Annotated in this window: 23 protein-coding genes; 11 read left to right on the top strand and 12 right to left on the bottom strand. The window is 67.7% G+C overall.

Features of this window, described 5'->3' with window-relative positions; translation table 11 throughout:
• The first annotated feature begins 79 nt into the window (after positions 1-79).
• Positions 80-970, top strand: coding sequence for a LysR substrate-binding domain-containing protein (locus tag QNM97_RS03380; RefSeq protein ID WP_283821585.1), 891 nt, complete (start codon positions 80-82; stop codon positions 968-970).
• A gap of 16 nt (positions 971-986) precedes the next feature.
• Here the strand turns inward: QNM97_RS03380 and QNM97_RS03375 are convergent, their stop codons facing one another.
• The 5 genes from QNM97_RS03375 to QNM97_RS03355 form a co-directional block, all read right to left on the bottom strand.
• Positions 987-2,573, bottom strand: coding sequence for a ferredoxin--NADP reductase (locus QNM97_RS03375; RefSeq protein ID WP_283821584.1), 1,587 nt, complete (start codon positions 2,571-2,573; stop codon positions 987-989).
• A complete protein-coding gene (locus QNM97_RS03370; protein ID WP_283821583.1) occupies positions 2,570-3,511 on the bottom strand; it encodes an FAD:protein FMN transferase in 942 nt (313 codons plus the stop codon). The genes QNM97_RS03375 and QNM97_RS03370 overlap by 4 nt, the downstream gene beginning before the upstream one ends.
• A gap of 4 nt (positions 3,512-3,515) precedes the next feature.
• Positions 3,516-4,016, bottom strand: a complete 501-nt coding sequence (locus QNM97_RS03365) for an FMN-binding protein (RefSeq protein WP_208792401.1) — start codon at positions 4,014-4,016, stop codon at positions 3,516-3,518.
• Between the two features lie 109 nt (positions 4,017-4,125).
• Positions 4,126-5,856: a substrate-binding domain-containing protein gene (locus tag QNM97_RS03360; RefSeq protein WP_283821581.1), complete on the bottom strand. Its 1,731-nt coding sequence runs from the start codon at positions 5,854-5,856 to the stop codon at positions 4,126-4,128.
• A gap of 73 nt (positions 5,857-5,929) precedes the next feature.
• A complete protein-coding gene (locus QNM97_RS03355; RefSeq protein ID WP_208792403.1) occupies positions 5,930-6,367 on the bottom strand; it encodes a type II toxin-antitoxin system Rv0910 family toxin in 438 nt (145 codons plus the stop codon).
• 21 nt (positions 6,368-6,388) lie between these two features.
• Here QNM97_RS03355 and QNM97_RS03350 point away from each other — a divergent pair, with 21 nt between their 5' ends.
• Positions 6,389-7,042, top strand: coding sequence for a DNA-3-methyladenine glycosylase (locus QNM97_RS03350; protein WP_502874984.1), 654 nt, complete (start codon positions 6,389-6,391; stop codon positions 7,040-7,042).
• Here the strand turns inward: QNM97_RS03350 and QNM97_RS03345 are convergent.
• The 3 genes from QNM97_RS03345 to QNM97_RS03335 form a co-directional block, all read right to left on the bottom strand.
• Complete coding sequence (locus QNM97_RS03345) at positions 7,039-7,287, bottom strand: antitoxin (RefSeq protein WP_283821579.1); 249 nt, start codon at positions 7,285-7,287, stop codon at positions 7,039-7,041. The genes QNM97_RS03350 and QNM97_RS03345 overlap by 4 nt on opposite strands.
• 88 nt (positions 7,288-7,375) lie before the next feature.
• Positions 7,376-9,889, bottom strand: coding sequence for an HAD-IC family P-type ATPase (locus QNM97_RS03340; RefSeq protein WP_283821578.1), 2,514 nt, complete (start codon positions 9,887-9,889; stop codon positions 7,376-7,378).
• A complete protein-coding gene (locus QNM97_RS03335) occupies positions 9,886-11,067 on the bottom strand; it encodes an MBL fold metallo-hydrolase (RefSeq protein ID WP_283821577.1) in 1,182 nt (393 codons plus the stop codon). The genes QNM97_RS03340 and QNM97_RS03335 overlap by 4 nt, the downstream gene beginning before the upstream one ends.
• 142 nt (positions 11,068-11,209) lie before the next feature.
• Between QNM97_RS03335 and QNM97_RS03330 the strand changes: the two genes are divergently transcribed.
• The 4 genes from QNM97_RS03330 to QNM97_RS03315 all read left to right on the top strand — a co-directional run bounded on the left by QNM97_RS03330 (position 11,210) and on the right by QNM97_RS03315 (position 15,681).
• A complete protein-coding gene (locus tag QNM97_RS03330; protein ID WP_283821576.1) occupies positions 11,210-11,836 on the top strand; it encodes a TetR/AcrR family transcriptional regulator in 627 nt (208 codons plus the stop codon).
• Positions 11,833-13,092 carry an alanine racemase gene (locus QNM97_RS03325; RefSeq protein WP_283821575.1) on the top strand — a complete coding sequence of 420 codons (1,260 nt, stop codon included), beginning with the start codon at positions 11,833-11,835 and terminating at the stop codon, positions 13,090-13,092. Before QNM97_RS03330 ends, QNM97_RS03325 begins: the two co-directional genes overlap by 4 nt.
• Positions 13,080-14,399, top strand: a complete 1,320-nt coding sequence (locus QNM97_RS03320) for a D-arabinono-1,4-lactone oxidase (RefSeq protein ID WP_502874983.1) — start codon at positions 13,080-13,082, stop codon at positions 14,397-14,399. Before QNM97_RS03325 ends, QNM97_RS03320 begins: the two co-directional genes overlap by 13 nt.
• Before the next feature lie 202 nt (positions 14,400-14,601).
• Positions 14,602-15,681: an XdhC family protein gene (locus tag QNM97_RS03315; RefSeq protein ID WP_283821574.1), complete on the top strand. Its 1,080-nt coding sequence runs from the start codon at positions 14,602-14,604 to the stop codon at positions 15,679-15,681.
• On the opposite strand, the gene QNM97_RS03310 is transcribed toward QNM97_RS03315, so the two are convergent.
• Both QNM97_RS03310 and QNM97_RS03305 read right to left on the bottom strand, forming a co-directional pair.
• Positions 15,655-17,493, bottom strand: coding sequence for a purine-cytosine permease family protein (locus QNM97_RS03310; protein WP_208792411.1), 1,839 nt, complete (start codon positions 17,491-17,493; stop codon positions 15,655-15,657). The two genes, QNM97_RS03315 and QNM97_RS03310, sit on opposite strands and share 27 nt — an antisense overlap.
• A gap of 141 nt (positions 17,494-17,634) precedes the next feature.
• Positions 17,635-18,366: an enoyl-CoA hydratase gene (locus QNM97_RS03305; RefSeq protein ID WP_208792412.1), complete on the bottom strand. Its 732-nt coding sequence runs from the start codon at positions 18,364-18,366 to the stop codon at positions 17,635-17,637.
• Between the two features lie 77 nt (positions 18,367-18,443).
• On the opposite strand from QNM97_RS03305, the gene QNM97_RS03300 reads away from it, so the two are divergent.
• Positions 18,444-19,583 (top strand): NAD(P)-binding domain-containing protein, encoded by a 1,140-nt coding sequence (locus QNM97_RS03300; RefSeq protein WP_283821573.1) that lies wholly within the window; start codon positions 18,444-18,446, stop codon positions 19,581-19,583.
• A gap of 10 nt (positions 19,584-19,593) precedes the next feature.
• Here QNM97_RS03300 and QNM97_RS03295 read toward each other — a convergent pair whose 3' ends face one another.
• Entirely contained in the window at positions 19,594-20,061 is a 468-nt protein-coding gene (locus QNM97_RS03295; RefSeq protein WP_283821572.1) for a hypothetical protein, read from the bottom strand.
• Positions 20,062-20,267: 206 nt separating this feature from the next.
• On the opposite strand from QNM97_RS03295, the gene QNM97_RS03290 reads away from it, so the two are divergent.
• From QNM97_RS03290 to QNM97_RS03275, 4 genes are read left to right on the top strand one after another with little or no spacing between them, the layout of a single operon-like run.
• Complete coding sequence (locus QNM97_RS03290; RefSeq protein WP_006368244.1) at positions 20,268-20,552, top strand: helix-turn-helix transcriptional regulator; 285 nt, start codon at positions 20,268-20,270, stop codon at positions 20,550-20,552.
• Positions 20,552-21,154 carry a hypothetical protein gene (locus QNM97_RS03285; protein ID WP_283821571.1) on the top strand — a complete coding sequence of 201 codons (603 nt, stop codon included), beginning with the start codon at positions 20,552-20,554 and terminating at the stop codon, positions 21,152-21,154. Before QNM97_RS03290 ends, QNM97_RS03285 begins: the two co-directional genes overlap by 1 nt.
• Entirely contained in the window at positions 21,151-22,047 is an 897-nt protein-coding gene (locus QNM97_RS03280) for an ABC transporter ATP-binding protein (RefSeq protein WP_014361232.1), read from the top strand. The genes QNM97_RS03285 and QNM97_RS03280 overlap by 4 nt, the downstream gene beginning before the upstream one ends.
• Positions 22,044-23,273, top strand: coding sequence for an ABC transporter permease (locus tag QNM97_RS03275; RefSeq protein WP_283821570.1), 1,230 nt, complete (start codon positions 22,044-22,046; stop codon positions 23,271-23,273). The genes QNM97_RS03280 and QNM97_RS03275 overlap by 4 nt, the downstream gene beginning before the upstream one ends.
• Before the next feature lie 19 nt (positions 23,274-23,292).
• Here QNM97_RS03275 and QNM97_RS03270 read toward each other — a convergent pair whose 3' ends face one another.
• A complete protein-coding gene (locus QNM97_RS03270; RefSeq protein WP_283821569.1) occupies positions 23,293-24,735 on the bottom strand; it encodes an MFS transporter in 1,443 nt (480 codons plus the stop codon).
• Positions 24,736-24,771: the final 36 nt, after the last annotated feature.

Genomic DNA, 24,771 nt, shown 5'->3' with positions numbered 1-24,771 from the left:
CCGCGCCGCTCATATTCTGAAGTACCGAAATAGCGGCTATTGAAAGTTGCAAAGTATCAACAGTCGTAGACTAGCGCCCATGGAACTGCGTCACCTGCGGTACTTCCGCGCAGTCGCCGAGGAGTTGCACTTCGGCCGGGCCGCGCAACGACTCCACATCGCCCAGCCACCGCTGTCGGCACAGATCCGGCAGCTCGAGGCCGAACTCGGCGTCGAACTGCTGACTCGCTCGACCCGCCGCGTCGAACTGACCCCCGCCGGGACCGCATATCTGACGCAGGTCATCGCGATTCTCGACGCCGTCGAATCCGCCGGTGCCCAGGCGCGACGCATCGCCGAAGGCCAGGAAGGACACCTGACGATCGGGTGTGTCGGCTCGGCCACCTACTCGCTGCTCCCGCAACTCGTCCGCACACTGCGCGACGAACTCCCCGGGGTGGAGGTCGCGGTCCGCGGCGAGATGCTGGCGCCCGAACTGCTCTCCGCGCTGGAAGAGCGACGGATCGACCTCGCGCTGCTACGACCGCCCGTCACCGGGACCGACGCGGTGATCGAACCGATCCGTTCCGACCGGCTGATCGTCGCGCTCCCCGACAGCCACCGACTCGCCGACCGCACAGAACTGTCCGTCGCCGACCTGGCGACCGACGATCTCATCGCCCACGCCGGACACGGCCGCTCGGTGATGAACTCGGTGATCTCGGGTCTGTGGGCCGACGCGGAGTTCGTGCCACGTATCCGCCACGAGGTCGCCGAAACCTCGACGCTGGTCACACTCGTGGCCGCCGGGTTGGGGGTGGCGATCGTGCCCGCACCCACCGCCGCCCTCGACATCGCCGGCGTGCGCTACGCCGACCTCATCCCGCACACCAGCGTCGAACTCGTCGCCGCACGACCCGCCCAGGTGCACTCACCGGTGGTCGACCAGGTGGTGACGGTGCTGCATCGCCTGGCGCAGGCGCCGGGATGAGCGCTACCCGGGCCCGTCAATAACCCAGGAACGCGTCGGTGCGAATCCGCCAGAACGCCCAGCGGGTTGTGGTGTCAGTGCGGCGAATGGTGGCGGCGGTGGTGCGCACGAACGCGGGATTGCCCGACACGAGGTAGTGCGCATCCCCGGAGTGCACCGCACGCCCGACAAGGTCGACCAGCGCCGCGGGTTCGGCGATACCCGCGGCCAGCCCTGCGTCGGCGATGATCTCGACCCGCGCGCCGGCGGCCCGCAGGATGTCGAGATCGTCGTCGTACACCGACCGCTCGGCGGCACCGACGACGTGGACGACAGTCAGCCACGACAGGTCGGGGCGGCCGTCACCGAGCGTCAGTGTGCGCAGCATCGATCGGTACGGGGTGATACCGATCCCCGCGGCCAGTAACACCAGTGGGTGCCGGCCGACCCGGCGCTCGAGGGTGAAATCGCCGCCGGTCGCGTCGAGATACAGCCTGCTCCGCCGGGATTCGACGAGATCGGACTTGAAGGCGGACACCTGCGCCGATGGCACGGTGAACGCGAACTCGACCGGGTTCTCCCCCGGCGCCTCGGCGTAGGAGAACACGCGACGGGTGCGCTGCCACAACGGCGCCGACCACCGCGGCGCCGACACCATCGCCCACTGGCCGGGCGCGAACCGCAACGGCGAGGTCGTGTGCGCGCGAACCCGATAGGTGTTCTCGGCGATCCGGTCGACACGGGTGTCGAGCACCGCCCGCCCCGCACCGCGCTGGGCGACCAACCGGACCACGAAGGCGTAGACACATCCGACGCCGAGCGCGATCTGCGGCACGAACTCCAGCGAATAGGTGTCGGTGATCTCGAAGGTCTGCTGCCAATTCATCAACACCGCAACGATGATCGCGTACACCGCCCGGTGGATACGCGTGGTCGGCGAGGTCAACGGCTCGGGCAGCATGACGGCCGCGAGGAACAGTGTGGGCGACGAGACGAACACGAACTGCAGATCCTGACCGCCCTGCGTCACCTGCAACACACCGACGGTGGCCAGCGTCGCCAGCACGAAGACCGTGACGAGCCACCATTCGCGCAACGCGGTCACCAGCAGGACGCCGATGATGAGCATCGGATAGAACAGCGGCTCCGCGGCCACCCACCAGAACGGCGAACTCAGCGGCACCCCACCGATACTCACCCCGGCATAGGCGACCGCGTACGCGGCGATCGCCCCGACGACGGCCGGGTTGAGGATCAACCGGCGACGCCACACCACCACGTACTTGCTGATCGCCGCGGCGCCCGCGGCGATCACCATCGACACCGCCGAGGGCGCATCCGAGACACCGGGCATGAGGAAGAATAGGATCAACGCCGTGATCGCCCACGAATCCGCTCCCGGCGGTACCCGCACCAGCGCCGCACACAGGTAGGTTCCGGCGCCCGTGACGGCCAGTGCGATCACCAGAGACACCAGCAATTGTTCTGGGGTGTAGGCGAAATCGTTGTCGACGGCGGCGACAATGAACGACACGACGGCCAGTGCGAGCAGCGCGAGCAGCGCCGCGCGATGCATGGTCAGCCATCGCGGTGACAGACTGCTGCGCAGTGACGGACTCGTCATACGAACAGCTCCAATCCGGGGATCGAGGTGTGCTCGACGACTCCGTTGCCGCGAATCGTCACATGGTCGGGTAGGTCGGTGCCGGCGAACCGGAACCCGGCGATGTCGGAGCCGACCGACAGTGCCGACGTCGGCCCGTGACGCGCACCGAGGCCGATCAATTCCGTTGCCGCCGTGAAGAACAGTGCGGTGGCCAGGCCGTCGGCGGTCATCGCGTCGGCCGCGTACACCCAGGTGGCCATGACCTCACGGGCGGGGGCGGCCGTCGTCGGGTCGACGATGTGGTGCCAGTCGCCCCATACGCGACGGTTGGCCGCAGACGCGCACAGTGCACCCCCGGTCAATTCGACGAGTCCGATCGCCTTGGTCGGGTCGAGGGGGTGTTCGAGCGCGATCCGTACCGGTTCGTCGCGCGGTGAGATCACCATGTCCCCGCCGGCGTCGACGAGGTAGCGCTTGGCGTGGTCGGCGACGATCGACGCCACCCGGTCGACGGCGAAGCCCTTGCCGGCCGCCCCGACGTCGAGCAGGACAGGGGTGTGGACCACCAATTCGGTTCCGTCCCAGTCGATGACGTCGTCCCACGCGGGCGCGGGAACGGTGCGATCGGGCGTCAACGAGTAGTCGGCGTCGTATCCGGCGTCGTCGAGGATCTGCCCGACCAGCGGGGTGAGGGCACCACCGGTGGCGTCGTAGAGCTCGCGATACCACTCCAGCAGATATCGATCCTCGCGGGCGAGGCGGTACCGACCGGCCGTGCGGGACATCTCGGCGACCGTCGAGTCCGGACGGAAGCGTGACCAGAACCGGTCGATGCGATCGAGTTCGGCACCCACCGCGGCACGCGCACAGTCCGAGAGCGGCCGGTCGGTGGTGATCGCCCAGACCGTGCCGAGCGCCTCGAACGTCCAGTCGCTACTCACCGGGTCGGTACGCACCGGATCAGGCGCGCGCCTGCGACTTGATCTGGGCGATGGCGTCATTGAAGCCACCGGAGGTCAGTGACGATCCGGACACCTTGTGCACGTCGAGATCGTCGATGTTCTTGCCGACCACTTCGGAGTTGATCCCGCTGGCGAACTTCGCCTGGAACTCGGCCGACGTTCCGCGGGTCTGGCTGCGATCCAGATCGACCTTGGTGATCGTCGAATCATCGAGCGTGACGGTCACACCGATCTGCTGCGGGCCGCCCGGGGAGACGTAGTGACCGGTGGCGCTGAAGGTTCCGTTCTTGTACTCGCCGGAGCCGCCGGCGGCACTGGTCGCCGAGGTGCCCGAGGCCGCCGCACCGGTGCTCTGGGTGGTGTCGGAGGCGGTCGCGTCGTCGGAACCGCATGCGGCGGTCGCCAGGCCGAGCGCGGCAACGGCGGCAACCACCCCGGTCGCGCGGGTCACGGTCACGAACTCATCTTTGCGGACCATGGTCCGGATTGATCGGGTCATGGTTCCCCATTCTGGGGCACGATCACCGTCCGGCGCCTCCCCCGAGGCCGATGTCTTAGGGTATCCCAAGAAACCTCGCAGGGACCTGCCGGTTTCGCGCACCGGCGGATCAGCGGCCGGCGGCCGCCACGCGAGCCTGGATGGCGTTGACGAACACCGACGAGATGTCGTCGGCGGTCTTGGCGACGTACGAGGTCCCGCCGGTCGCGTCGGCGATCTGCTTCAACGCGTCGGTGTCGGCGTCGGAGGAGATGCCGATGGTGAGCACGAGTACCGGCCGCGCCGGATCCTCGAGCTTCTTGAGCTCGGTGATCAGTTCGTCGAGGCTGATGCTGCCGGGGTCCTCGTTCTCGCCGTCGGTCATGATGATGACACTGTTGGAGTAGGTCGGGTCGTAGGTGCTCTGGACCTGCTTGAACGCGGCGAGGGTGGTGTCGTACAGACCCGTCGCCCCGCCGAGGTTCTGCGGCGCCAGCCCCTGCGTCACCGCGGCGGCGAGTTCGTCGCGGTGGGTCTTTCCGTTGGCCGCGGGCGCGTCGAGGCGACGGATGTCGGCCAGCGACACCCAGTCCTGGCCGCCCGGGCCGCGGTTCTGACTGAACGCCCAACCGCCGATCTCGGCGTTGTTCGGGAAGAGTTTCAGTCCCTGTAGCGACGCGTCGATCAACAGCTGCGCCCGGGTCTCGGACCCCACGCGCTGTTGCATCGATCCCGAGGTGTCCTCGACGACGAGCGTGCGGATCGGCACGCCGAGCACCTGCCACTGTCGCAACGCCTTGTCGACCTCCGCGGGATCACGCAGGGTGAGCACCTGCACCGGCTGACCCGTGCCGTACGGGTGCTCCCCGCCGGCGGGCTTTCCGTTCGGGAGGCGAAATGCCGCGTCGGCCAACGGTTGTGCGGCATCGCCCGCGATACCGGCGGCCAGCGCCTTGCCCGCGTCGTCGGCGTCGCCCTTGCGCGCCGAACCGGCGGTGTTCACCAACGGGTAGTCCAGCAGCACAGTGCCGTCGGCGGGAATCGCGAACTTCAGCTGCGATCCCGGATGGGTGCGCATGAACATCACGTACTGCTGTTCGGTCGTCACCGCCGGCACCTCGGAGGCGTTCGCCAGATTGAGGCGCGTGCCCTCGCTGTCATTGGTCAGACGAACGTTGTTCTGCTGCACCGCAAGTACCGTCATGCCCTCGAGTAGTTGATCCTCGGTGAGCTTGTTGGCATTGACCTCGGCGAGTGCGCCGACGATCGGTGCGTCGCCGCTGCTGGTGTCCACCGGGCTGCCCGCGCGCAGATCGGGCAGCTTCATGACCTGCTCCCAACTGGTCAGCTGCGGCACGTTCTTGCCGACGACGACGGTGGGGGTGGACACCAACGACGGTGAGGTGAGATCGAGTTCCTGACGGACCTGGGTGATGACGCGGCGAGCCTGCAATTGCGAATCCGGCACCCACAGATCGGGGCGCTGATCACCACTGGTCAACAGACCCGGGGCGGCAGAGCCGGCCACCGAGTCGACCGAGTAGTCGTAACAACTGTTGGCCGAGACCGTGGCCGCGGAATCCCGCAATGCCGAGGCGATCGTCGGGTCGGCGGCGACGGTCACGCTCGTCCGGTCGCCGTGACAGGCCCCCGAATCGACGGTGCGCCACACCACGAATCCGGTGACGAGAGCGGCGACGACCACCAAGGCGCCGAGTCCCCACAGCAGGGCGCCGCGGCGCGACGACCGCACCTTGCGGTGCTCGAAACCGAAGTCGTCGGTGGCAGCGCCGGATTGACCGTCAACCGGTCGGCCGGGCGCGCGCCCGGAGTCCGCGGGCTCGTTGCTGTGCCGCCCCATGTGCGCACTCCCCCTGTGTTGTTGAACCCGACGTTGTTGAATCCGGCGTTGTTGAATCCGGCTGGTGTCGAACTCAGCCGAACTTCTGCTGGAAGGTCGTCAGCGATGTGTGCAGGTCACCGTGGATCACCTTGGCCGTCGCCATCCCGATCGGCCCCATTAACGGCAGACCACCGAGGTCGACGAGGAACGTGATCGTCGATCCCGAGGACCTGGGCTCCACCGACAGATCGAGCTTGACCTTGATCCCGCCCTTGCCCGAACCCTTCAACCGCACCTCGCTGCCCTCGACATACTTGTCGACGACCCAGTCGATGCGCACGGGGTTGCCCTTGACCTTGACGATCGAGGTCACCTTGAGGCCCTTGCGCAATTCGTGCGGCTGCGGCACCGGGCTACGCCATCCACCGTGCAGCACCAACCACTCGTCGAAACGCGACAGATCCGACGCCGCGGTCCAGGTGTCGGCAGGTGACAGCTCGAGGTCGATGGAGTCGCTCGTCTTCGCCATGGTGTGGAAGCCTAACCGGTGATGCAGGTGCACAGACGACGACCCGAGCCTTGCCCGACCGGGCGCGACCGGCTGACCGCGGCGATCGCCGATCCCGATACCACCGTCGGGGCCCGAGCCCTGCTCGGTGCGGTCCTCGTCGGGCACGACGTGACCCTGCGGATCACCGAGGTCGAGGCCTATGCGGGACCGCGGGATCCCGCGTCACACGCCTTCGTGCGCACTGCGCGTTCGGAGATCATGTACGGCCCACCCGACCGGCTCTACGTGTACCGCATCCACGGCCATTTCTGCGCCAATGTGGTGACCGGGCCCGACGGGTTGGCCTCGGCGGTGCTGCTGCGCGCCGGTGAGGTACTCGACGGATCGGCACGCGCACATCGTCGACGAGCGGCCGTTCGGGCGGCACCGGTCGCCGAGTCGGCGCTGGCGCGTGGTCCGGGCAACCTGACCCGCGCAGTGGGGATCACGATGGACGATCTGGGCGCCGACCTCGGCGACGGCACCTCGCTCACCCTGCTACCCGCGGACCATCAGGTCGACCGCGCAGCGATCAGCGCCGGCCCACGGGTGGGTGTGCGACGCAATGCCGATCTCGCGTGGCGGTTCTGGCTCACCGACGACCCGACGGTGTCGGCATATCGCCGACACCCGCGGGCCGCAGTGGGAAATTAAGCGGGATTCTGCGGCGGCTGGTTGGGTGTATCCGGCTTCTGGGCTTCCGGATTCTGGGCTTCCGGATTCTGTGTTTCCGGATTCTGGGCCCCGACGGCCTTGCGGGCCGCGTCCTGCGCCTTGTCGACCTGCGAGGCGTATTTGCCGCCGGTCGCCTTGTCGATGGCGTCGCCGCCCTTGTCGATCAGACTCGGGTTCTTCTGCAGTGCGGCCTTGGCCTTGTCGACCAATCCCTTGAGATCCATGACCAACTCCTCGTGGTGGGGTGATGACCGTCTGTCACGGTGTACAGATCGGGCGAAGCGGTCCCCGAGTGTAGGTGCCGCATCGAGCTCATGCCAGCGATTCTCGCTCGGCGCCGTCGATGTGCCCCGAGTCGCGGTCCCCGACCAGACGCGGCAACAGCCGCGACACGATCTCGACACCCACGATGCCGCAGGCCGCGGCGATGAACGCGACCACGTTCATGTCCCAGTTCGACGAATCCAGTTTGAACATGTGCTGCGTCCACGGCCAGGCGAAGATGATCACGTAGGCGCCGACGGAAGCGACCAGCAGCACGATCTTCCACCACGTGTACGGCCGCGCGACGACGGCCAGGACGTACAGGGCGACGGCGATCAGACAGATCAGGGTGGCCGTGGCCGCCTGGGTCTGCGCGGGCGGGAGATCGACGCTGTCACCACCCAACGCCACCCCGGTCCCGCCGGGATTGACGATGACGTAGGTGATGAACGCGGCGAGCCCGACGATGATGCCGTTGGGTACCGCCTGGGTCAGCACCCGACGGACGAAGCCGGTCCGGGCACGCTCGTTGTTCGGGGCGAGGGAGAGGATGAACGCCGGCACACCGATGGTGAACCATGCCGAGATGGTGACGTGGATGGGCTGGAAAGGGTAACTGAGCGAGGCGAATCCGAAGATCTTGCCGGCCACCCCGGCGACGCCGACGAACAGCGCGAGCAGCACCGCGTACACGGTCTTGGTGAGAAACAGGTTCGATACGCGCTCGATGTTGCCGATCACCCGCCGGCCTTCGCCGACCACATACGGCAACGTCGCGAATTTGTTGTCCAACAACACGATCTGCGCGACCGCACGGGCCGCCGAACTCCCCGACCCCATGGCCACGCCGATGTCGGCGTCCTTGAGGGCCAGGACGTCGTTGACGCCGTCACCGGTCATCGCCACGGTGTCCTCGCGCGACTGCAGCGCCGCGACCATCGCACGCTTCTGGTCGGGACGCACCCGGCCGAAGATGACGCCGTCGGAGACGACGTCGGCGAGTTCGGCGGGATCGTCGGGCAGGGTGCGCGCATCGACGGCCGACTCGGGCGAACCGAGGCCCAACGACTGGGCCACCGCGCCCACCGAGCGCGCGTTGTCGCCGGAGATCACCTTCACCTCGACGTGCTGGGAGGCGAAATAGTCGAGGGTGTCGCGGGCGTCGTCACGCACCCGCTGTTCGAGGACGACGAGCGCGACCGGCGTCAGCGTCCCGGGAACGGTTGTCGCCGAACGGCTCTCGGTGGGCGCGGCATCGGGGTCGGTGTCGACCGGGACGTCGGTGTGCCCGAGCAACAACACCCGCAGCCCGTTGGCGCCGATGTCGGAGGCCAGCGTGGCGGGCTCGGAGTCGGGGTCGAGGAGCACGTCGGGGGCACCGAGAATCCAATTGCCGCGATCGGAACCGGAGGCATCGGCGAACGACATGCCGCTCCACTTCTTGGCGGAGGTGAACGGCTCGATGGCGGTGAGGTGCCAATCCGGGGCCTGCGGGTAGGCCTCGGCCAGCGCGAGCACGCTCGCGTTGGGGCTGCGGTCGTTGGCGGCGAGCGCGGCGAGGACGTCGTCGACCGAGATGGTGTCGGCGGCGTCGCCCACACCACGCACCTCCGACAGGCGCATGCCGTTCTCGGTGAGCGTGCCGGTCTTGTCGGCGCAGACGACGTTGACGCGGGCGAGGCCCTCGATCGCGGGCAGTTCGTTGACCAGACATTGGCGGCGCCCGAGCCGGACCACGCCGACGGCGAACGCGATCGAGGTCATCAGGACCAGTCCCTCGGGCACCATCGGCACCAGCGCGGCGACCATGCCCAACAGCGACGCACGCAGGCCGTTTCCGCTGATGAACAGCTGATTGACGATCGTCAGGACACCGGCCGGGATGAGCAGCCACGTGATGACCTTGAGGATCTCGTTGATCCCGGACATCAGCTCCGAGGACACCAGCGTGAACTTCGACGCCTCGGCGGCCAGCTGCGAGGCGTAGGCGTCGGCGCCCACCTTGGTCGCCCGGTACGCGCCGGACCCCGACACCACGAAGCTGCCGGAGAGGATCTTGTCGCCCGCGGCCTTGTCGACGGCGTCGGCCTCACCGGTGAGCAGCGATTCGTCGACGTCGAGAACCAGCGATTCGACGACCTCACCGTCGACGACGATCTGATCGCCCGCGCCGACCTCGATGATGTCGTCGATGACGACCTCGGCGGGCGGCAGCTCGTGCACCTGCCCGTCGCGGCGTACCCGGGGCCGGGTCTGACCGACGATGGCCAGCCGGTCGAGGGTGCGTTTGGCGCGGATCTCCTGGATGATGCCGATGCCGCTGTTGGCCACGATGAGCAGACCGAAGAGGCCGTTGATGAACGAGCCGGTGAACGCGACGATCGCGAACAGCACACCAAGGATCGCGTTGATCCGGGTGAACACGTTGGCGCGGATGATGTCGGCGACGGTTCGCCCGGACCGGTCGGGCATCGAGTTGACCTGCCCGGCGGCGACCCGTTCGGCCACCTCGTCGGCGGTCAGTCCGGGATTGGTGGCTCCGGTGTCGATCAGTCCGCTCACGCCGAGGCTTCCCACCACTGCGGATCGGTGAGACCGGTCCCCGCCCGACGGGTGAGGTCGATGGTGCCGCCGGGCTGCGGGACCATCACCGTGGTCGCGTTGCGGCCGGCGCTGGGCAGCAGTCGCGCGATCGGCTCGGCCCACGGGTGGCGGGCGAGGGAGAACGTGCCCCAGTGGATGGGGATGAGGACGGCGTCGGTGCCCGCCGACCCGGAGACCATCCGGTGGATCGCGACGGCCTCCTCGGGGTCGACGTGGACGTCGGGCCACAGGGTGTCGTAGGCGCCGACCGCGATGAGCGTGAGATCGAACGGACCGAGTCGTGCGCCGAGGTCGTCGAAGCGTTCGGAGTAGCCGGTGTCGCCGGAGAAGAACGCACGATGTGTCGGTCCCACGATCGCCCAGCTCGCCCACTGGGTGAGGTCGCGATCGAACATGCGGCCCGAGAAATGCCGGGCCGGCCCGCACGTGAAGCTCAGGTGACCGGTCCGACCGGTGACCTCCACGGTCTCCCAGAGATCGGCCTGCCGGATGCGTTCGGCCGGAACGCCCCACGACAGCAGGTGTGCGGCGACCCCGAGCGGGGTCACGAAGGTGACCTCGGGCTGGGTGTCGGCGATCGTGCGCACGGTCGCCATGTCCAGATGGTCGTAGTGGTCATGGCTGATCAACACCACGTCGAGGGGTGGGAGGTCGGCGGCCGGCAGCGGGGCGCGGTGCATCCGGGCGGGCCCGATGACCTGCGACGGCGAACACCGCTGGGAGAACACCGGGTCGGTGAGCACCCGCACCCCGTCGATCTCCACGAGGGCTGAGGCATGCCCGAGCCAGGTGACCGCCAGTGCCCGTGCCTCGTCGGGAAACGTCGGGCGCTCGACCCGGATGGGAGTCGACGGGCGTCCGGGTCGACGGGCCATGTCGAGCGCGACGCGCAGATCGGGCGCCGCCCCGGCCGACGGCGGTTCGGGGTTGGTGAAGGTCCGGCCCACCAGGTTCGGAGAACCCGCGACGTGCCGCCAGATCGATTCCGGGTCGGCGCCGATCGCCCGTGCCGCGGGCAGTCCCGCCGAGGCCAAGGAGTCGACGGCCGCGCCTGCCGCACGCACGCCGAGCGTGCTGACCGAACTCTTCACCCGCCCCAACACGTCGGTGGGCGTCCTTTCGATGGGCGTCGTCACGATTCTCAGCGTAACCGTGCCCGCCGGAAAGTCGTGGTACCGGAAAAGGGGGACACGGCTTGGTAGCATTCTCGCCTGCAACCAAGTTCACGCGTGTGCGGAGTTCACATGCTGGTCGGGAAGTGAAATTTCGTTGGCACGGATGTCCGTCACGGATCGGCGCGCAGCGCTCGTCGAGGCCGCATATCGGGTCATCGCCGACCACGGCGTCGAGGGCGCGACGACCCGCCGGATCTGTGCACACGCCGACATGCCACTCGCGAGCTTCCACTACGCCTTCGAATCCCGGACCGCTCTGTTGTGCGCGGTGATGGAGACGGCGGTTCCCACCGACATCAATCAGATGCTGCACACGATCCAGGCCGAGGACGACCTCGTCGCCGGGTCGGCGGTGGAGGCGATGGAAACGAACATGCGTCGCCAGCTCGATGCGTTCTACGCCATGCTCAAGGCCGATCCGGGTCGGCTACAGGCCACGATCTCGCTCGGCATCTACGCGCACAACCATCCCGAACTGCAGCGGCACGGCAAGAAGATGTACGAGGATCTCTACGGCGTCGCCGCCGCGGGCCTCGATGCCGGGGCCGCGCGCTGCGGTGTTCGATTCGTCGCCCCGTCCACCGAGATCGCGCCCGCGATGATCGGCGCGTTGATCTCGATCACCTTGATCTATCTGAGCACCGCCGACGACGCCGTGGTCAATACCCTCATGGAATCGCTTGTCCGACAGACGATGTCGGCGGTCGTCGCGGATGACGAGACTTCATGACACCGTCGGCCACCCCCATGGGACTCTGGGAGCGCGACCCGCGCCGGTATTGGGCGGGCTTCACCGAGGCACTCACCGCAGCCGGGGTCGACAGTCCCGCCCTCGTCCTCGACACCTCCGCACTCGAACACAATGTGGCCGACCTGCTGCGCCGCGCCGGCGGCGTACCCATCCGGTTAGCCAGCAAGTCGTTGCGGGTCCGCTCGGTCATCGCCGACCTCGTCGCCCGCCCGGGATTCGCCGGGGTACTGGCGTATGACCTCGACGAAGCACGCTGGCTGGCAACCGAATCCGGTATCACCGACGTGTTGATGGGATACCCGACGGTACGCGCGAGCGCCATCGGCGAATTCCTCGCCGACGACATCGCCACCACGCGGGTGACGTTACTCGTCGATTCCGTGGCGCATCTCGACGCGATCGACGCGATCGCGGCCCCCGGCTCCCGTCCGGCCGTCCGTGTCGCCATCGACCTCGACGCGTCGCTGCGCCTGCTGGGCGGACGAGTGCATCTCGGCGTGCGGCGCTCACCCATCCACGATCTCGACGCCGCACTGGCCCTCGGTCGCTCGATCATCGAGCGTCCCGGCTTCGACCTGGTCGGCGTGATGTCGTATGAGGCACAGGTCGCCGGGGTCGGTGACGACGTGCCCGGCAAACACGCGAAGAACGGGGCCGTGCGTCTGATGCAGCGCGCCTCCATGGCCGAGATCCGCCGTCGCCGTGGACGAGTCGTCGCAGCCCTGCGCGACATCGCACCACTGGAGATCGTCAACGCCGGCGGAACCGGCTCCCTGGAGGCCACCTCGCGGGACACCTCCGTGACCGACATCGCGGCCGGCAGCGGGTTTTTCGGCGGCCACCTGTTCGACACCTATCACCGCTTCCGGCCCGCACCGGCGCTCGCGTTCGGGCTCGACGTGGTGCGCATCCCCGCTCCGGGATTCGTCACCTGCGCCGGTGGCGGATGGATCGCCTCGGGACCACCGGCACCCGATCGCCTGCCCCGCCCGGTATGGCCCCGCGATCTCCACTATGTGGCGACCGAAGCGGCCGGCGAGGTGCAGACGCCGCTGCACGGATCGGGAACCGAGGGCCTGCGGATCGGGGATCGGGTCTGGTTCCGCCACACCAAGTCCGGCGAGGTGTGCGAACGGTCGTCGCGAGTCGCGCGGATCGCGCGGACCGCCGACGGGACGGCCCGGGTCGACGAGCTGCTGCCCACCTACCGTGGAGAAGGGAAGTGTTTTCTGTGACCGTCGCGAGTTGGCGCAACTGGGGCGGGACGGCGCAGTGCACACCGGACGCCGTGCACTCCCCCGCCCGGATCGACGAGGTCGTCGCGGTGGTCGAGCGTGCGGCGCAAACACATTCGACGGTCAAGGCCGTCGGGGCGGGCCACAGCTTCTCCCCCATCGCTGTGGCGCCGCAGCATCAACTGGACATGTCCGGATTACGGGGACTCGTCGACGTCGACGCCGCCGCCGGGCGCGTCACGCTGCGTGCGGGCACCCATCTGCATGAGCTGCCCGCCCTGCTCGGTGAGCACGGCCTGGCCATGACCAACCTCGGCGACGTGGACCGGCAGACCATCTCCGGGGCCACCTCCACCGGAACCCACGGCACCGGAATCGCTTTCGGCGGCATCAGCACCCAGATCGTCGGTGCGACCCTCGTGTCGGGGACCGGTGAGGTCGTCACAGTGTCCGAGGACGATCCCGACCTCGCCGCCGTCGCGTTGGGCCTCGGCGCGCTCGGCATCCTCGTCGACCTGACCATCCAGTGCGTCCCCGCGTTCTCCATCCGGGCCGAGGAGTACCCGCTCGACGCCGACGACGCCATCGACGGCTTCCTCGAACGCGTTGCGACACAGGATCATCACGAGTTCTACTGGTTCCCGCACACCAACTGCGCACTGGCGAAGACCAACACCCGACTCGGCGGCCTGGTCGAGCCGTCGGGGACCGGCGCGGTACGCCGCTACATCGATGACGAGATCCTCTCCAACCGCGTGTACGGAGCCGTGTGCGCCCTCGGCTCCCGCCTACCCGCGGTGGTTCCCGCGATGAGTCAGCTGTCGGGGCGGGTGCTGTCGGCCCGGACGTTCACCGACCGATCGGACAAGGTGTTCATCTCCTCCCGCACGGTCCACTTCCGGGAGATGGAGTACGCGGTACCGCTGGAGGCGACGCCGTCGGCACTGCACGAGCTGCGAAAGATGATCGACCGCAAGCGCTATCGGGTCAGCTTCCCCGTCGAGGTCCGCGCCGCCGCAGGCGACGATCTGATGCTTTCGACCGCATCCGGTGGACCCCGGGGGTACATCGCCGTGCATCGATACCACCACGACGATCCCACCGACTCCGCCGCATATTTTGCCGATGCCGAGGCGATCATGACCGATCACGGCGGTCGCCCGCATTGGGGCAAGATGCACACACGCGACGCCGGGTATCTCCGGTCGGCCTACCCGCGCTTCGACGAATTCCTCGCCGTCCGAGACCGGTTCGACCCGAATCGGGTGTTCACCAACCCCTACCTGCACCAGGTGCTCGGTTCCTGACTGTTCCGCTCATCTTGGTTGCCGAACCAGCACCGGCACAAGCGGTCTCGAGGCTCGTCGCTAACGCTCCTCACACCTCGACCACCGGGATGGGGCGGCTCCCCCTTCCGATGGTCGAGGTGCCGACGAGCGCAGCGAGGAGGCCTCGAGACCGGCCGCAGCCGAGTGGCGCGCGCGGGCCAGGTCACCGACACTGGAGAGTATGCGTGATGTTCTCCCCGCCCTGGTACGGCACCTGGAACGCGGTCCGGTCGCCCTGGCCCGGGTGATCTCGACGACCGGCGCATCGCCGCGCGATGTCGGGTCGGCCATGCTGATCACCGATGACGGGGAGATCATCGGATCGTTGTCGGGCGGGTGCGTGGAGTCGGCGATCATCGACAGTGCGGCACAGGCGTTGAGCGACGAGACCGCGACCATCGAGCACTTCGGGCTCGCCGACCCCGACGGCATCGCGATCGGTTTGACCTGCGGTGGAGAGATGGAAGTGCTCGTTGAGCGGCTTGGCGCCGGGCACCTGGGCGCGGTGCGACGGCTCGCCGCGGCGGTGGCCGCGGGTACACCGATCGCGGTGGCCGCCACCCTGGGCGCAAGCCCGACGTGGCACGTGGTCACTCCCGAGGACCAGCGACCGTGGCGCCACCTCGACGCCGACATCGCCGACCTGCTCGCCACCGGACGCAGCGGCATCATCGGCGTCGATGACTGTGAGACCGGCCCGCGGGGTGACCGGCCCCGCACGTTCGTGCAGACCTTCGCCCCGCGCTCACGTCTGATCCTGGTGGGCGCCAACGATTTCGTCCGCGCGCTCGCCACGCTGGGGTCGACGCTCGGCTATCACGTGACCGTCGTCGATGCCCGTGCAGTGTTCGCAACCCGCGCGCGGTTCCCCGACGCCGACGAGGTGATCGTCGACTGGCCTCATCGCTATCTCGCCCGCGAGATCGCCGAGCACCGCACCGACAGGTCGACCTGCGTGTGCGTGATGACCCACGACGCCAAGTTCGATGTGCCGGTGCTGCGCACGGCGTTGGGTTGCGACCGGGTGGGATTCATCGGCGCGCTCGGTTCCCGACGGACCGTCGCCGACCGAAACGCCCGCCTCGTCGAGGCGGGCGTCACGGCAGATCAGTTGGCGCGGTTACGTTCTCCGCTGGGTTTGGATCTCGGGGCACACACCCCGGCCGAGGTCGCCGTGTCGATCGCCGCTCAACTGATCGCCGACCGGCACGACGCCTCGGGGATGTCGTTGACGCTACGGAGTGGACCCATCCACCGGTGACCCCGAGGCCGGCGACTCCGCCGCCGGTTCGCCGGTGGTGGAATCGACGGCGATGTCGGAGGTGACCGACGACGTCGGCGCGGCCGACATGTCCTGTGCCGGAAGCACATGCTCACCGGTGCGGTCGCAGGACAGCGCCAGCGAGCTGATGTACTGCTTCTCACCGTTCGGGCCGGGGACCGCCGAGGCGATCATGTCCGGGCGTTCGAACTCGATGCCGGTGACACAGCACAGCAGGCGCGCATCGGTCGGGTTGCCGTGCTCGTCGTACATCGGGATGTCGATGCCGTCGTCGTGACGACGCAGGTAGTACTTGCCCTTGGTGGCCAGCGCCAGGATCGGCGGCAGCACGACGGCGAGTACCAGCGCGACCAGCGGCGAGTACGGCTGGATCGCATCACCGAAGACGTGGAAGTACACCAGGATCGAGGCTCCCGCCGACACGATCAGCGATCCGAACCCGACGGGGTTCACGTTGTGGATCATGCCGCGCCGGAACTCGGGCTGCTTGGGCGAGATGCCGAGCAGGTACTTGTTGATCGCGATGTCGGAGGCCACGACGGCGATCCAGGCGATACCGCAGTTGGCGTAGAAGTTGAGCAGGTTGTTCAGGAAGCTGAACATGTCGGCTTCCATCAACACGATGGCGATGAAGACGTTGAAGAACAGGAACACCAGACGACCCGGGTAGGTCTTGGTGACGCGGGTGAAGGCGTTGGTCCAGGCCAGCGATCCCGAGTACGCGTTGGTGACGTTGATCTTCACCTGGCTGATGACCACCAGGATCACCGCGAGGGTCAGTGCGAGCCAATGCGGCAGGAAGTCCTGATAGATCTCGACGAACTGGTGCACCGGCTGATTGGCGATTCCGGCGTTGTCGATGCTGATACCGATGAGGTACACGGCCAGGAACAGGCCGACGACCTGCTTGATGGCACCGAAGAACACCCAGCCCGGGCCTGCGGTGAGGGTCGCGATCCACCACTTGCGCTTGTTCTCCGGGGTGCGCGGCGGCATGAAACGCAGGTAGTCGATCTGCTCGGCGATCTGCGCGATCAGCGACAGACACACACCTGCGGCCAGCATGGTGCCGGCGAAGCTGACGCCCTTGCCCAGCGGATTGCCCGCCGAGTCGACACCGCTGAACGCGAAGAAGTCACCGATCGCCGACGGATGCTTGATCACCAGGTACAGGAACGGGAGCACCATCATGACCAGCCACAACGGGGTGGTCCACACCTGCAGTTTGGCCAGGGTGTTCATGCCGTAGATGACCAGCGGGATGATCAGCACCGAGGACAGCAGATAGCCGATCCACAGCGGGATGTGCAGGCCCAGCTGCAGACCCTGCGCCATGATCGAGCCCTCGAGTGCGAAGAAGATGAAGGTGAACGACGCGAAGATGACGTTGGTCAGCACCGAGCCGTAGTACCCGAATCCGCTTCCGCGGGTGATGAGGTCGAGGTCGATGTTGTATCGCGCGGCGTAGTAGGCCAGTGGATACCCGGTCAGCACGATCACCACGGCGAAGAACAGGATGCCCCACAAGGCATTTCCCGTGCCGTTGGCGATGCCGATGTTGGCGCCGATCGCGAAGTCAGCCAGGTAGGCGATACCGCCGAGCGCCGAGATCGCGACGACCCCGGGGCCCCACTTGCGATAGCTGCGCGGCGCGAACCGAAGTGTGTAGTCCTCCAAGGACTCACGCGCGGCGGCTGCCTGCGCACCGGTGGCGATGATGCTGTGTTCGGCATTCTCGATCTCGCCGACCCCTGCGGAGAGATCGTCAGCTCCGTGATGTTTCTTGGACACGCAGTCCCCTTCCAGGAATGAACTGCGATCACGCTAGGGCTGATGCGTTTCTGAGAGGGGCCCCTACATGTTTCGAGAACGTTACACGCTCGGCAAAACGGTCAATATGCTCATTCGCGTCGCGAACCCGATGTCCCGGAACTACTTTCCGGAAAAGCGCGGGGCGCGTCGCTCGGCGCGCGCAGCGCGGCCCTCGGCGAGATCGTCGCTGTGCCAGGCGCGCATCATCGCCGCATGCCGTTCCTCCGGTGCCACGTCCCGGGCGCCGTCGCCGTTGAGGACGAGTTTGTAGTGCTGCAGGGTCAGCGGCGCGAGGTCGGCGATGGTCGCCGCCCAATGCTGGGCGTCGGCCAGATCGCCGATGCGATTGGCGAATCCGAGGTCGTGGGCCCGATCGGCCGAGAGTGGATCGCAACCGATCAGCATCCCGGCGGCCTGTCCGGCGCCGACGAGCGAGACCAGACGGCGGATGGTCCACTCGTCCACGGCGACACCGATTCTGGCGGCCGGGATGCCGGCGATCGCATCGGGGGCCATGACTCGCAGGTCGGCGGCCATGGTCAGCTGGAGTCCGGCGCCGAGCGCCGCACCGTTGACCGCGGCGATCACCGGGACCGGGGTCGACTCGATCTGCTGCAATGTGGCGACGAGGTGGTCGAGGAAGCCGGGGTCATACACCGGACCGGAGAGGTCGGCGCCGGCGGAGAACGCACTGCCACGCCCGGTCAGCACGATCGCCCGGGCACCCGCATCGACCGCGGCGGTGAAGGCCGCGCCGAGAGCCTCGATGACCTCTCCGTTGAGAGCATTGCGCTTGTCGGGGCGGTCGAGTTCGATTGTCGTCACCGCACCATCTGCACTCGTTGCAATCATGAACGCAGAGCCTACCCAGCCGACGGCCCACCGGAGGCCGGTACATGCCGCTCACATGGACATGACAGGCTGACATCGTGCACACCGACACCGACGTCCTCGTCATCGGCGGGGGTCAAGCGGGATTGTCGGCGGCCTACTTCTTGGAACGGTTCGGACTACACGGGCGCTATCGGCTCCTCGACCATTCACCCCATCCCGGGGGCGCATGGCAGTATCGATGGCCGACGCTGACCCTCGCCGGCGCCAATCATGTCCACGACCTGCCCGGATACGGTCTCGTCGAGGCGCTCGGCGTCGAGTGTGATCAGTTCCCGGCGGCCACGGCGGTCCCCGACTATTTCGGTCGGTACGAGGAGAAGTTCGGGCTGACGGTGGCCCGACCGGTCCACGTGCGGGCGGTCCATCGCGACGGCGACGCCTTCCGGGCGTCGATCGTGACGCCCGACGAGTCCGGCGAACACCGGGAATCCGAGGTGACGACGCGGACGCTGATCAACGCGACCGGCACCTGGGATCGGCCGTTCATCCCGCACATCCCGGGTATCGGCGACTTCCGGGGACGGCAACTGCACACCCACGACTACACCGGCCCCGAGGAATTCGCCGGACAACGCGTCCTGGTGGTCGGCGCCGGGATCTCCGCGATCCAACTCCTCATCGAGATCGCCCGCAACGCCCCCGAGGTCACCACGTTCTGGTGTTCGCGCACCGAGCCGCACTTCCGCGACGGACCCTTCACCCCCGAGGAGGGCCGGGCGGCGGTCGCCCGTGTCGAGGAACGGGTGCGTGCCGGCCTGCCGCCGACCTCGGTGGTGTCGGTGACGGGCCTGTCGCTGACACCGGCCATCGCCGCGGCCCGACACGACGGGATTCTGCAGTGGCGACCGATGTTCACCCGGATCACCGAGACCGGGGTGTGCTGGGATTGCGGTGGTGGCGATCTCGGGGTCGGCGATCTCGGGGGCGGCACCGAACTCGACGTCGACGTGCTGTTCTGGAACACCGGATTCCGCAGTGCGCTGGACCATCTCGCGCCCCTGCACCTGCGCGCGCCGGGTGGCGGGATCACCATGACCGGCCGACTCGCCACGACGGTGGCCGCCGATCCCCGCGTCCAGTTGCTCGGGTACGGACCGTCGGCGTCGACGATCGGGGCGAATCGGGCCGGCCGGGAGGCCGCACGCGTGATCGCCGACCTGCTCGACGCCGCCTGATCAGCCCTGCTCAGCCGGTCACCGACAGCTCACCACGGCACGCGCCGGAGCTCGTGTAGCGCACGAGGGCACCGAGGGTGTCGACGGTGACGTCGAAAGCCACTCGGCCCGAACCCGTCTCGATGCGCGCCACGGTGTTCGATCCGCCGAAGGCGCCGATGCGGGTCCACCCGGACGCGGCGGTGCCATGGTCGGCGCCGGAACCACCACCCGGAGCGGTGTTCGTCCACGACACGCGTACGCGCTGATCGAATCCGAGCAGCGGTGGCGGCGTCGTCACCGTCAGTGACACGATGCCCGAGCCGGCCGAGGCCACCGTGACCGAGCTCGTCGATCTCAGTACTCCCAGATCGGCGAGATTCGGGTTCACATAGGTCATCGCGCAGAGTCGCGTGGCCGGCGCGGCCTGCGCCGGTGCGACGCCCAGCGTGGACGACGCGGCAACCACGGCGGCGGTGACCAGGACTGGGGCGTTCACCCGGGCGCCACCGGGTATCGATCGGGCCATCGGAGACCTTCTGTTCTCCCCCGAACTCGTTACCACCCACCCCTCGGGACACGAACGTCCTCACCGTGTCACGGGCCCGACCGAACCCGCGGCCCTTCACCCGAAGAGCACACGAACGGACGACAGTTCCGCATACAGACTTGACAGATTGTTGGGTTTTCCCAACACTTGGTTCTATGAGCCCGGTCAGACGGGGAGAAAAGCTCCCGATCTTCAACCGCATCGGCGTCCTACGCGCCGAGCGTCGGATGTCTCGGGCCGCGCTGGCGGCGCTCGTCGGGATCAACGTGCAGACCGTCGGCGCTCTCGAACGCGGTGATCACTATCCGAGCCTCGACCTCGCCTTCCGTATCTGCGATGTGTTCGAGCTCCCCGTCGAAGCGGTGTTCAGTCGCACCGAATTCGGCGCGATGTCGGCCGAGCTGTACTCCCGCCGATCCAACGAAGGGACAGGTGCCTGATGTACGACCAGAATTCCGCCATCCCCGAGGACGCACAGCCAGAACTGTGGCGGCGCTATGACGAGTGGCGCGGTGAGCGACACCGCCGTTTCACCGCGCGCCACGCGCATCGACTGCCCCGCTGGCGCAACCGCCGCGCCTACCGGCGCGTGGTCGTCGCCCAGGCGCTCGCCATCGCCCTGATGACCGTGGGTGCCGTCATCGGGTTCTTCTCCGACGTCTGGTTTCTCCCGCCGTGGATACTCGGCGCGGTCGTCACGATCACCGCTCAGCGGCTCCTGCGCATCATCACCGGCTCGGTCGGCGACGCGCCGGTCAGCGCCCTCGACGAAATCCAGCTCGCCCAACGTAATTCGGCGCGCTCGATCGCTTTCATCGTGCTCTTCTCGCTGATGTTCATCCCGTACTTCATCCTGATCGCGATGTCGATCCCCGACCACATCGACCGTCAGGCGATCTACGGGGTGGCCATTCTGCTGATCTCGCTGGTGCTCGCCGCCGGAGTGCTGCCGTCGATGCTCACCGCGTGGTGGATGGCCGACTCCGACCCCGAAGACTATGCCGAACCCGAATCGTCCACCTGGAAGGGAGAGCTCCGATGAGCGACCCGTTGATCATCGACGGCCTGCACAAGAAATACGGTGACGTCGTCGCCCTGCACGACATGACCTTCACCGTCCAACCCGGGGAGATCTTCGGCTTCGTCGGCAGCAACGGCGCCGGCAAGTCCACGACCATGCGGATCATCTTGGGCGTGCTGGCCGCCGACTCGGGCACCGTCGCACTCGGCGACCGCCCGATCGACCTGCCCACCCGTCGCCGTATCGGCTACATGCCCGAGGAGCGCGGGCTCTATCCCAAGATGAAGGTCGGCGACCAGTTGCGCTTCCTCGCCCGGCTGCACGGGATGTCGGCGGCCCAAGCCGACGAGTCGGCGCACCGCTGGACCGAACGTCTGGGCGTGGCAACACGTTTCGGCGACAACGTGGCCGATCTGTCGTTGGGCAACCAGCAGCGTGTCCAGCTGGCGGCCGCGCTCATCGCCGACCCCGCGGTCCTCGTTCTCGACGAGCCGTTCTCCGGCCTCGACCCGGTCGCCGTCGACGTCATGAGCGATGTCCTCAAAGAGAAAGCGGCCGAGGGTATCCCGGTGATCTTCTCCTCACACCAACTCGACCTCGTGCAGCGCCTGTGCGACCGCGTGGGCATCGTCGTCAAGGGACAGATGCGCGCGCTGGGCAGCGTCGAGAGCCTGCGCGCCCGCGGCGGGGTGACCCTCGAGGTCGAGGGCCCCGGCATCGGAACCGCTTGGGCCGACGGCATTCCCGGGGTCCTCGACGCCGACTACGGACCGACCACGCTGCTGCGCATCGACCCCGACTCCGTCGATGACCAGCAGGTGCTCGCCGCGGCCCTGCACACCGGGCCGGTACACCGCTTCACCAGATCCACACCGTCATTGACCGACATGTTCCGAGAGGTGGTATCGGCATGAGCACCCCGACCCAGACCCTGCCCCCGACCCCCGCACCCGATGGCGGTGCCGGCGCGATGACGTCGGTGTGGCTCATCGCCGAGCGCGAGATCTCCACCCGCGCCCGCACCAAGTCGTTCCTGTGGAGCACGATCGCGTTGATGCTCGTCATCGTGATCGGGCTGATCGTCTGGAAGGCGTTCAGCGGCGGTGGCACCGACACCGACAAGGTCGGCATCGTCGGCGCCGACACGTCGCTCTCGACGACGGTCACCGAGGTCGGCAAGGCTGCCGGCACCCCCGTCTCCGTGCGGACCGTCGACTCCCCGGCCCAGGCCCGTTCCCAGGTCGACAGCGGTGATCTCGACGGCGCCATCGTCGTCGGACCGTCCGGGTCGTTCACGTTGATCAGCAAGAACGGACTCTCCGACACGCTCTCGGGCGTGCTGCGTACATCGATCTCCCAGACCACCCTCGCCACCGGACTCGCCGAACGCGGTGTCGACGCGGCCGACCTGCCGCGCGCCACGATCGCCGAGGATCAGACCCAGCCGGCCAAGCCCGACAACGGCCAGCGGATCATCATCGCCATCGTCGGGGCGATGCTGCTGATCATGGCGATCATGCTCGGCGGCAACATGATCGCTGTCGGCGTCGTCGAGGAGAAGACCTCACGCATCGTCGAGCTGCTGCTGGCCACCGTGAAACCGCTGCACCTGATGTGGGGCAAGATCCTCGGCATCGGCGTCGTCGCGCTCGGTCAGGTGGTGGTGCTCGGCGCGACAGCCCTGATCGCCGGGGCGGCAACCGGAATGCTCACCATCGCCGGTACCGCGGTGGGGATGTTCGCGGCCACCCTCATCTGGTTTCTCCTCGGATTCGTCTTCTTCGCGACGCTCTACGCCGCCGCCGGTGCGCTGGTGTCCCGTCAGGAGGAACTCGGGTCGACCATCATGCCGCTGACCGTGCTGTCGATGGCGGTGATGTACGCGGGGATCTTCGGAATCCAGGCCCTCGACTCCACCTTCATCCAAGTGCTGACCTGGATTCCGCCGTTCTCCGCGGTGCTGGTGCCCATCCGGATCGCGACCGGTGACACCGATCCCATGCAGATCGTCATCACCCTCGTCCTGATGATCGCGGCCTGCGCGGTGGCCACCTGGATCGCGGCGCGGATCTACCAGCGTTCGATCCTGCGGACCGGCAGCCGGGTGAAGTGGTCCGAGGCGCTGTCGATGACCCGGTGACATCCCACGACCCGGTGACTCACCTCGCGGGGACCTGCTCCGGTTCGTCGTCGGCGACCGGCGCGGGTCCGTGCGGCACGAAGTCCTTGGACCGGATCATCACCAGTGCGCACACCCCACCGAGCACGGCAACCACACCGCTGACCCAGAACAGCAGGTTCAGCCCGTCGGTGTAGGCGGCGTGGACGCCACCGGCCGGGTGGTCGTGCATCGAACTGGTCATCCGCGAGCTGAACAGCGATCCGTACACGGCGATGCCCACCGCGATGCCGATCTGACGGAAGGTGGTGTTGATGCCGGAGGCCATCCCGGACCGGTGCACCGGCACCACGCCGACCGCGGTGGCGGCCAGCGGCGGATTGACCAGGCCGCTGCCGATGCCGGCGACCACGAGCCCGGGGACCAGATGGGTCCACGACGAGCCGGCATCGAGCCCGGCCATCGCAAACAGGCCGCCGCCCACCAGCACCAGCCCGGGGCCGATCAGCCATCGCACCGGCATGTGCTCGGACAGACGGCCGGCGATCGTCGCGAAGATCATCGTGCAACCCGACATCACCAGCAGCCGCAGACCGGTCTGCAGGGCAGAGAATCCCAGCGAATTCTGTAGGTACAGAACAAGATAGAGCAGCATCGCGAACAGCGATCCGTTCATGGCGAAGGCCGCGATCAGACCACCACCGAAGGTCGGGATGCGCAGCAACCCCAGATCGAACATCGGCTGGGCGACGCGCAGTTCGACGATCACGAAGGCCACCAGGAGCACCGCGGCCGCCGCGAAACACCCCAGCACCAGGCCGTCGGTCCACGACCGCTGCCCCGCCTCGGTGAGGCCGTAGACGCCGACGAGCAGCCCTGCGGTGAAGGTGAGCACTCCCGGCCAGTCGATGCGCCGCGCGTGCGGCGAGCGCGACTCGTCGACCATCCGCAGCGTCAGGTACAGGGCGACGATGCCGATGGGTAGATTCACCAGGAAGATCGCCCGCCAGGTGATCCCGGTGGTCAGGACACCACCGAGGATCGGTCCGAGAGCCGTCGCGATACCGGTGACCGCACCCCATGCGCCGAAGGCCACTCCACGTTCGCGGCCGTGGAAGGTCGCGGCCAGCAACGCCAGCGACGTCGCGAAGAGCATCGCCCCGCCGATGCCCTGCAGTGCCCGGGACACGATGAGCATCGTCGGGTCCTGCGCCACCCCGCACAGGAGCGAACCGAGGGTGAAGATGACCAGGCCGATCGAGAAGATGCGGCGCCGGCCGAATTTGTCGGAGATCGATCCGGAGGTCAGCAGCAACGAGGCCAGCGCCAGCGCGTAGGCGTCGGTCACCCATTGGAGCTGGGAGAAACTCGCGCCGAGCGCGCGTTCGATGTCGGGAAGCGCGACGACGACGATCGTGACGTCGAGCAGCAACATGAATGTCGCCGCGCAGACGACGACCAGCGTCCACCATTTCTTTGCCATGGTCCAAGTCTGGCGACCCGAACGACCATCGTCGCC

The organism is Gordonia sp. L191, from assembly GCF_030077625.1.
Classification (GTDB): Bacteria; Actinomycetota; Actinomycetes; order Mycobacteriales; family Mycobacteriaceae; genus Gordonia; species Gordonia polyisoprenivorans_A.
The sequence above is the reverse complement of the archived record's forward strand: the minus strand, read 5'-3'. Positions and strand labels throughout refer to the sequence as shown.

Excerpts from the sequence above, each read along its gene's own strand:
- QNM97_RS03315 (WP_283821574.1), top strand. The coding sequence starts at position 14,602 with ATGCGTGATGTTCTCCCCGCCCTGGTACGGCACCTGGAACGCGGTCCG.
- QNM97_RS03345 (WP_283821579.1), bottom strand. The coding sequence starts at position 7,287 with ATGGATCTCAAGGGATTGGTCGACAAGGCCAAGGCCGCACTGCAGAAG.
- QNM97_RS03325 (WP_283821575.1), top strand. The coding sequence starts at position 11,833 with ATGACACCGTCGGCCACCCCCATGGGACTCTGGGAGCGCGACCCGCGC.
- QNM97_RS03360 (WP_283821581.1), bottom strand. The coding sequence starts at position 5,856 with ATGGGGCGGCACAGCAACGAGCCCGCGGACTCCGGGCGCGCGCCCGGC.
- QNM97_RS03285 (WP_283821571.1), top strand. The coding sequence starts at position 20,552 with ATGTACGACCAGAATTCCGCCATCCCCGAGGACGCACAGCCAGAACTG.
- QNM97_RS03270 (WP_283821569.1), bottom strand. The coding sequence starts at position 24,735 with ATGGCAAAGAAATGGTGGACGCTGGTCGTCGTCTGCGCGGCGACATTC.
- QNM97_RS03330 (WP_283821576.1), top strand. The coding sequence starts at position 11,210 with ATGTCCGTCACGGATCGGCGCGCAGCGCTCGTCGAGGCCGCATATCGG.
- QNM97_RS03380 (WP_283821585.1), top strand. The coding sequence starts at position 80 with ATGGAACTGCGTCACCTGCGGTACTTCCGCGCAGTCGCCGAGGAGTTG.
- QNM97_RS03375 (WP_283821584.1), bottom strand. The coding sequence starts at position 2,573 with ATGACGAGTCCGTCACTGCGCAGCAGTCTGTCACCGCGATGGCTGACC.
- QNM97_RS03350 (WP_502874984.1), top strand. The coding sequence starts at position 6,389 with ATGCAGGTGCACAGACGACGACCCGAGCCTTGCCCGACCGGGCGCGAC.
- QNM97_RS03275 (WP_283821570.1), top strand. The coding sequence starts at position 22,044 with ATGAGCACCCCGACCCAGACCCTGCCCCCGACCCCCGCACCCGATGGC.
- QNM97_RS03280 (WP_014361232.1), top strand. The coding sequence starts at position 21,151 with ATGAGCGACCCGTTGATCATCGACGGCCTGCACAAGAAATACGGTGAC.
- QNM97_RS03290 (WP_006368244.1), top strand. The coding sequence starts at position 20,268 with ATGAGCCCGGTCAGACGGGGAGAAAAGCTCCCGATCTTCAACCGCATC.
- QNM97_RS03305 (WP_208792412.1), bottom strand. The coding sequence starts at position 18,366 with ATGATTGCAACGAGTGCAGATGGTGCGGTGACGACAATCGAACTCGAC.
- QNM97_RS03365 (WP_208792401.1), bottom strand. The coding sequence starts at position 4,016 with ATGACCCGATCAATCCGGACCATGGTCCGCAAAGATGAGTTCGTGACC.
- QNM97_RS03355 (WP_208792403.1), bottom strand. The coding sequence starts at position 6,367 with ATGGCGAAGACGAGCGACTCCATCGACCTCGAGCTGTCACCTGCCGAC.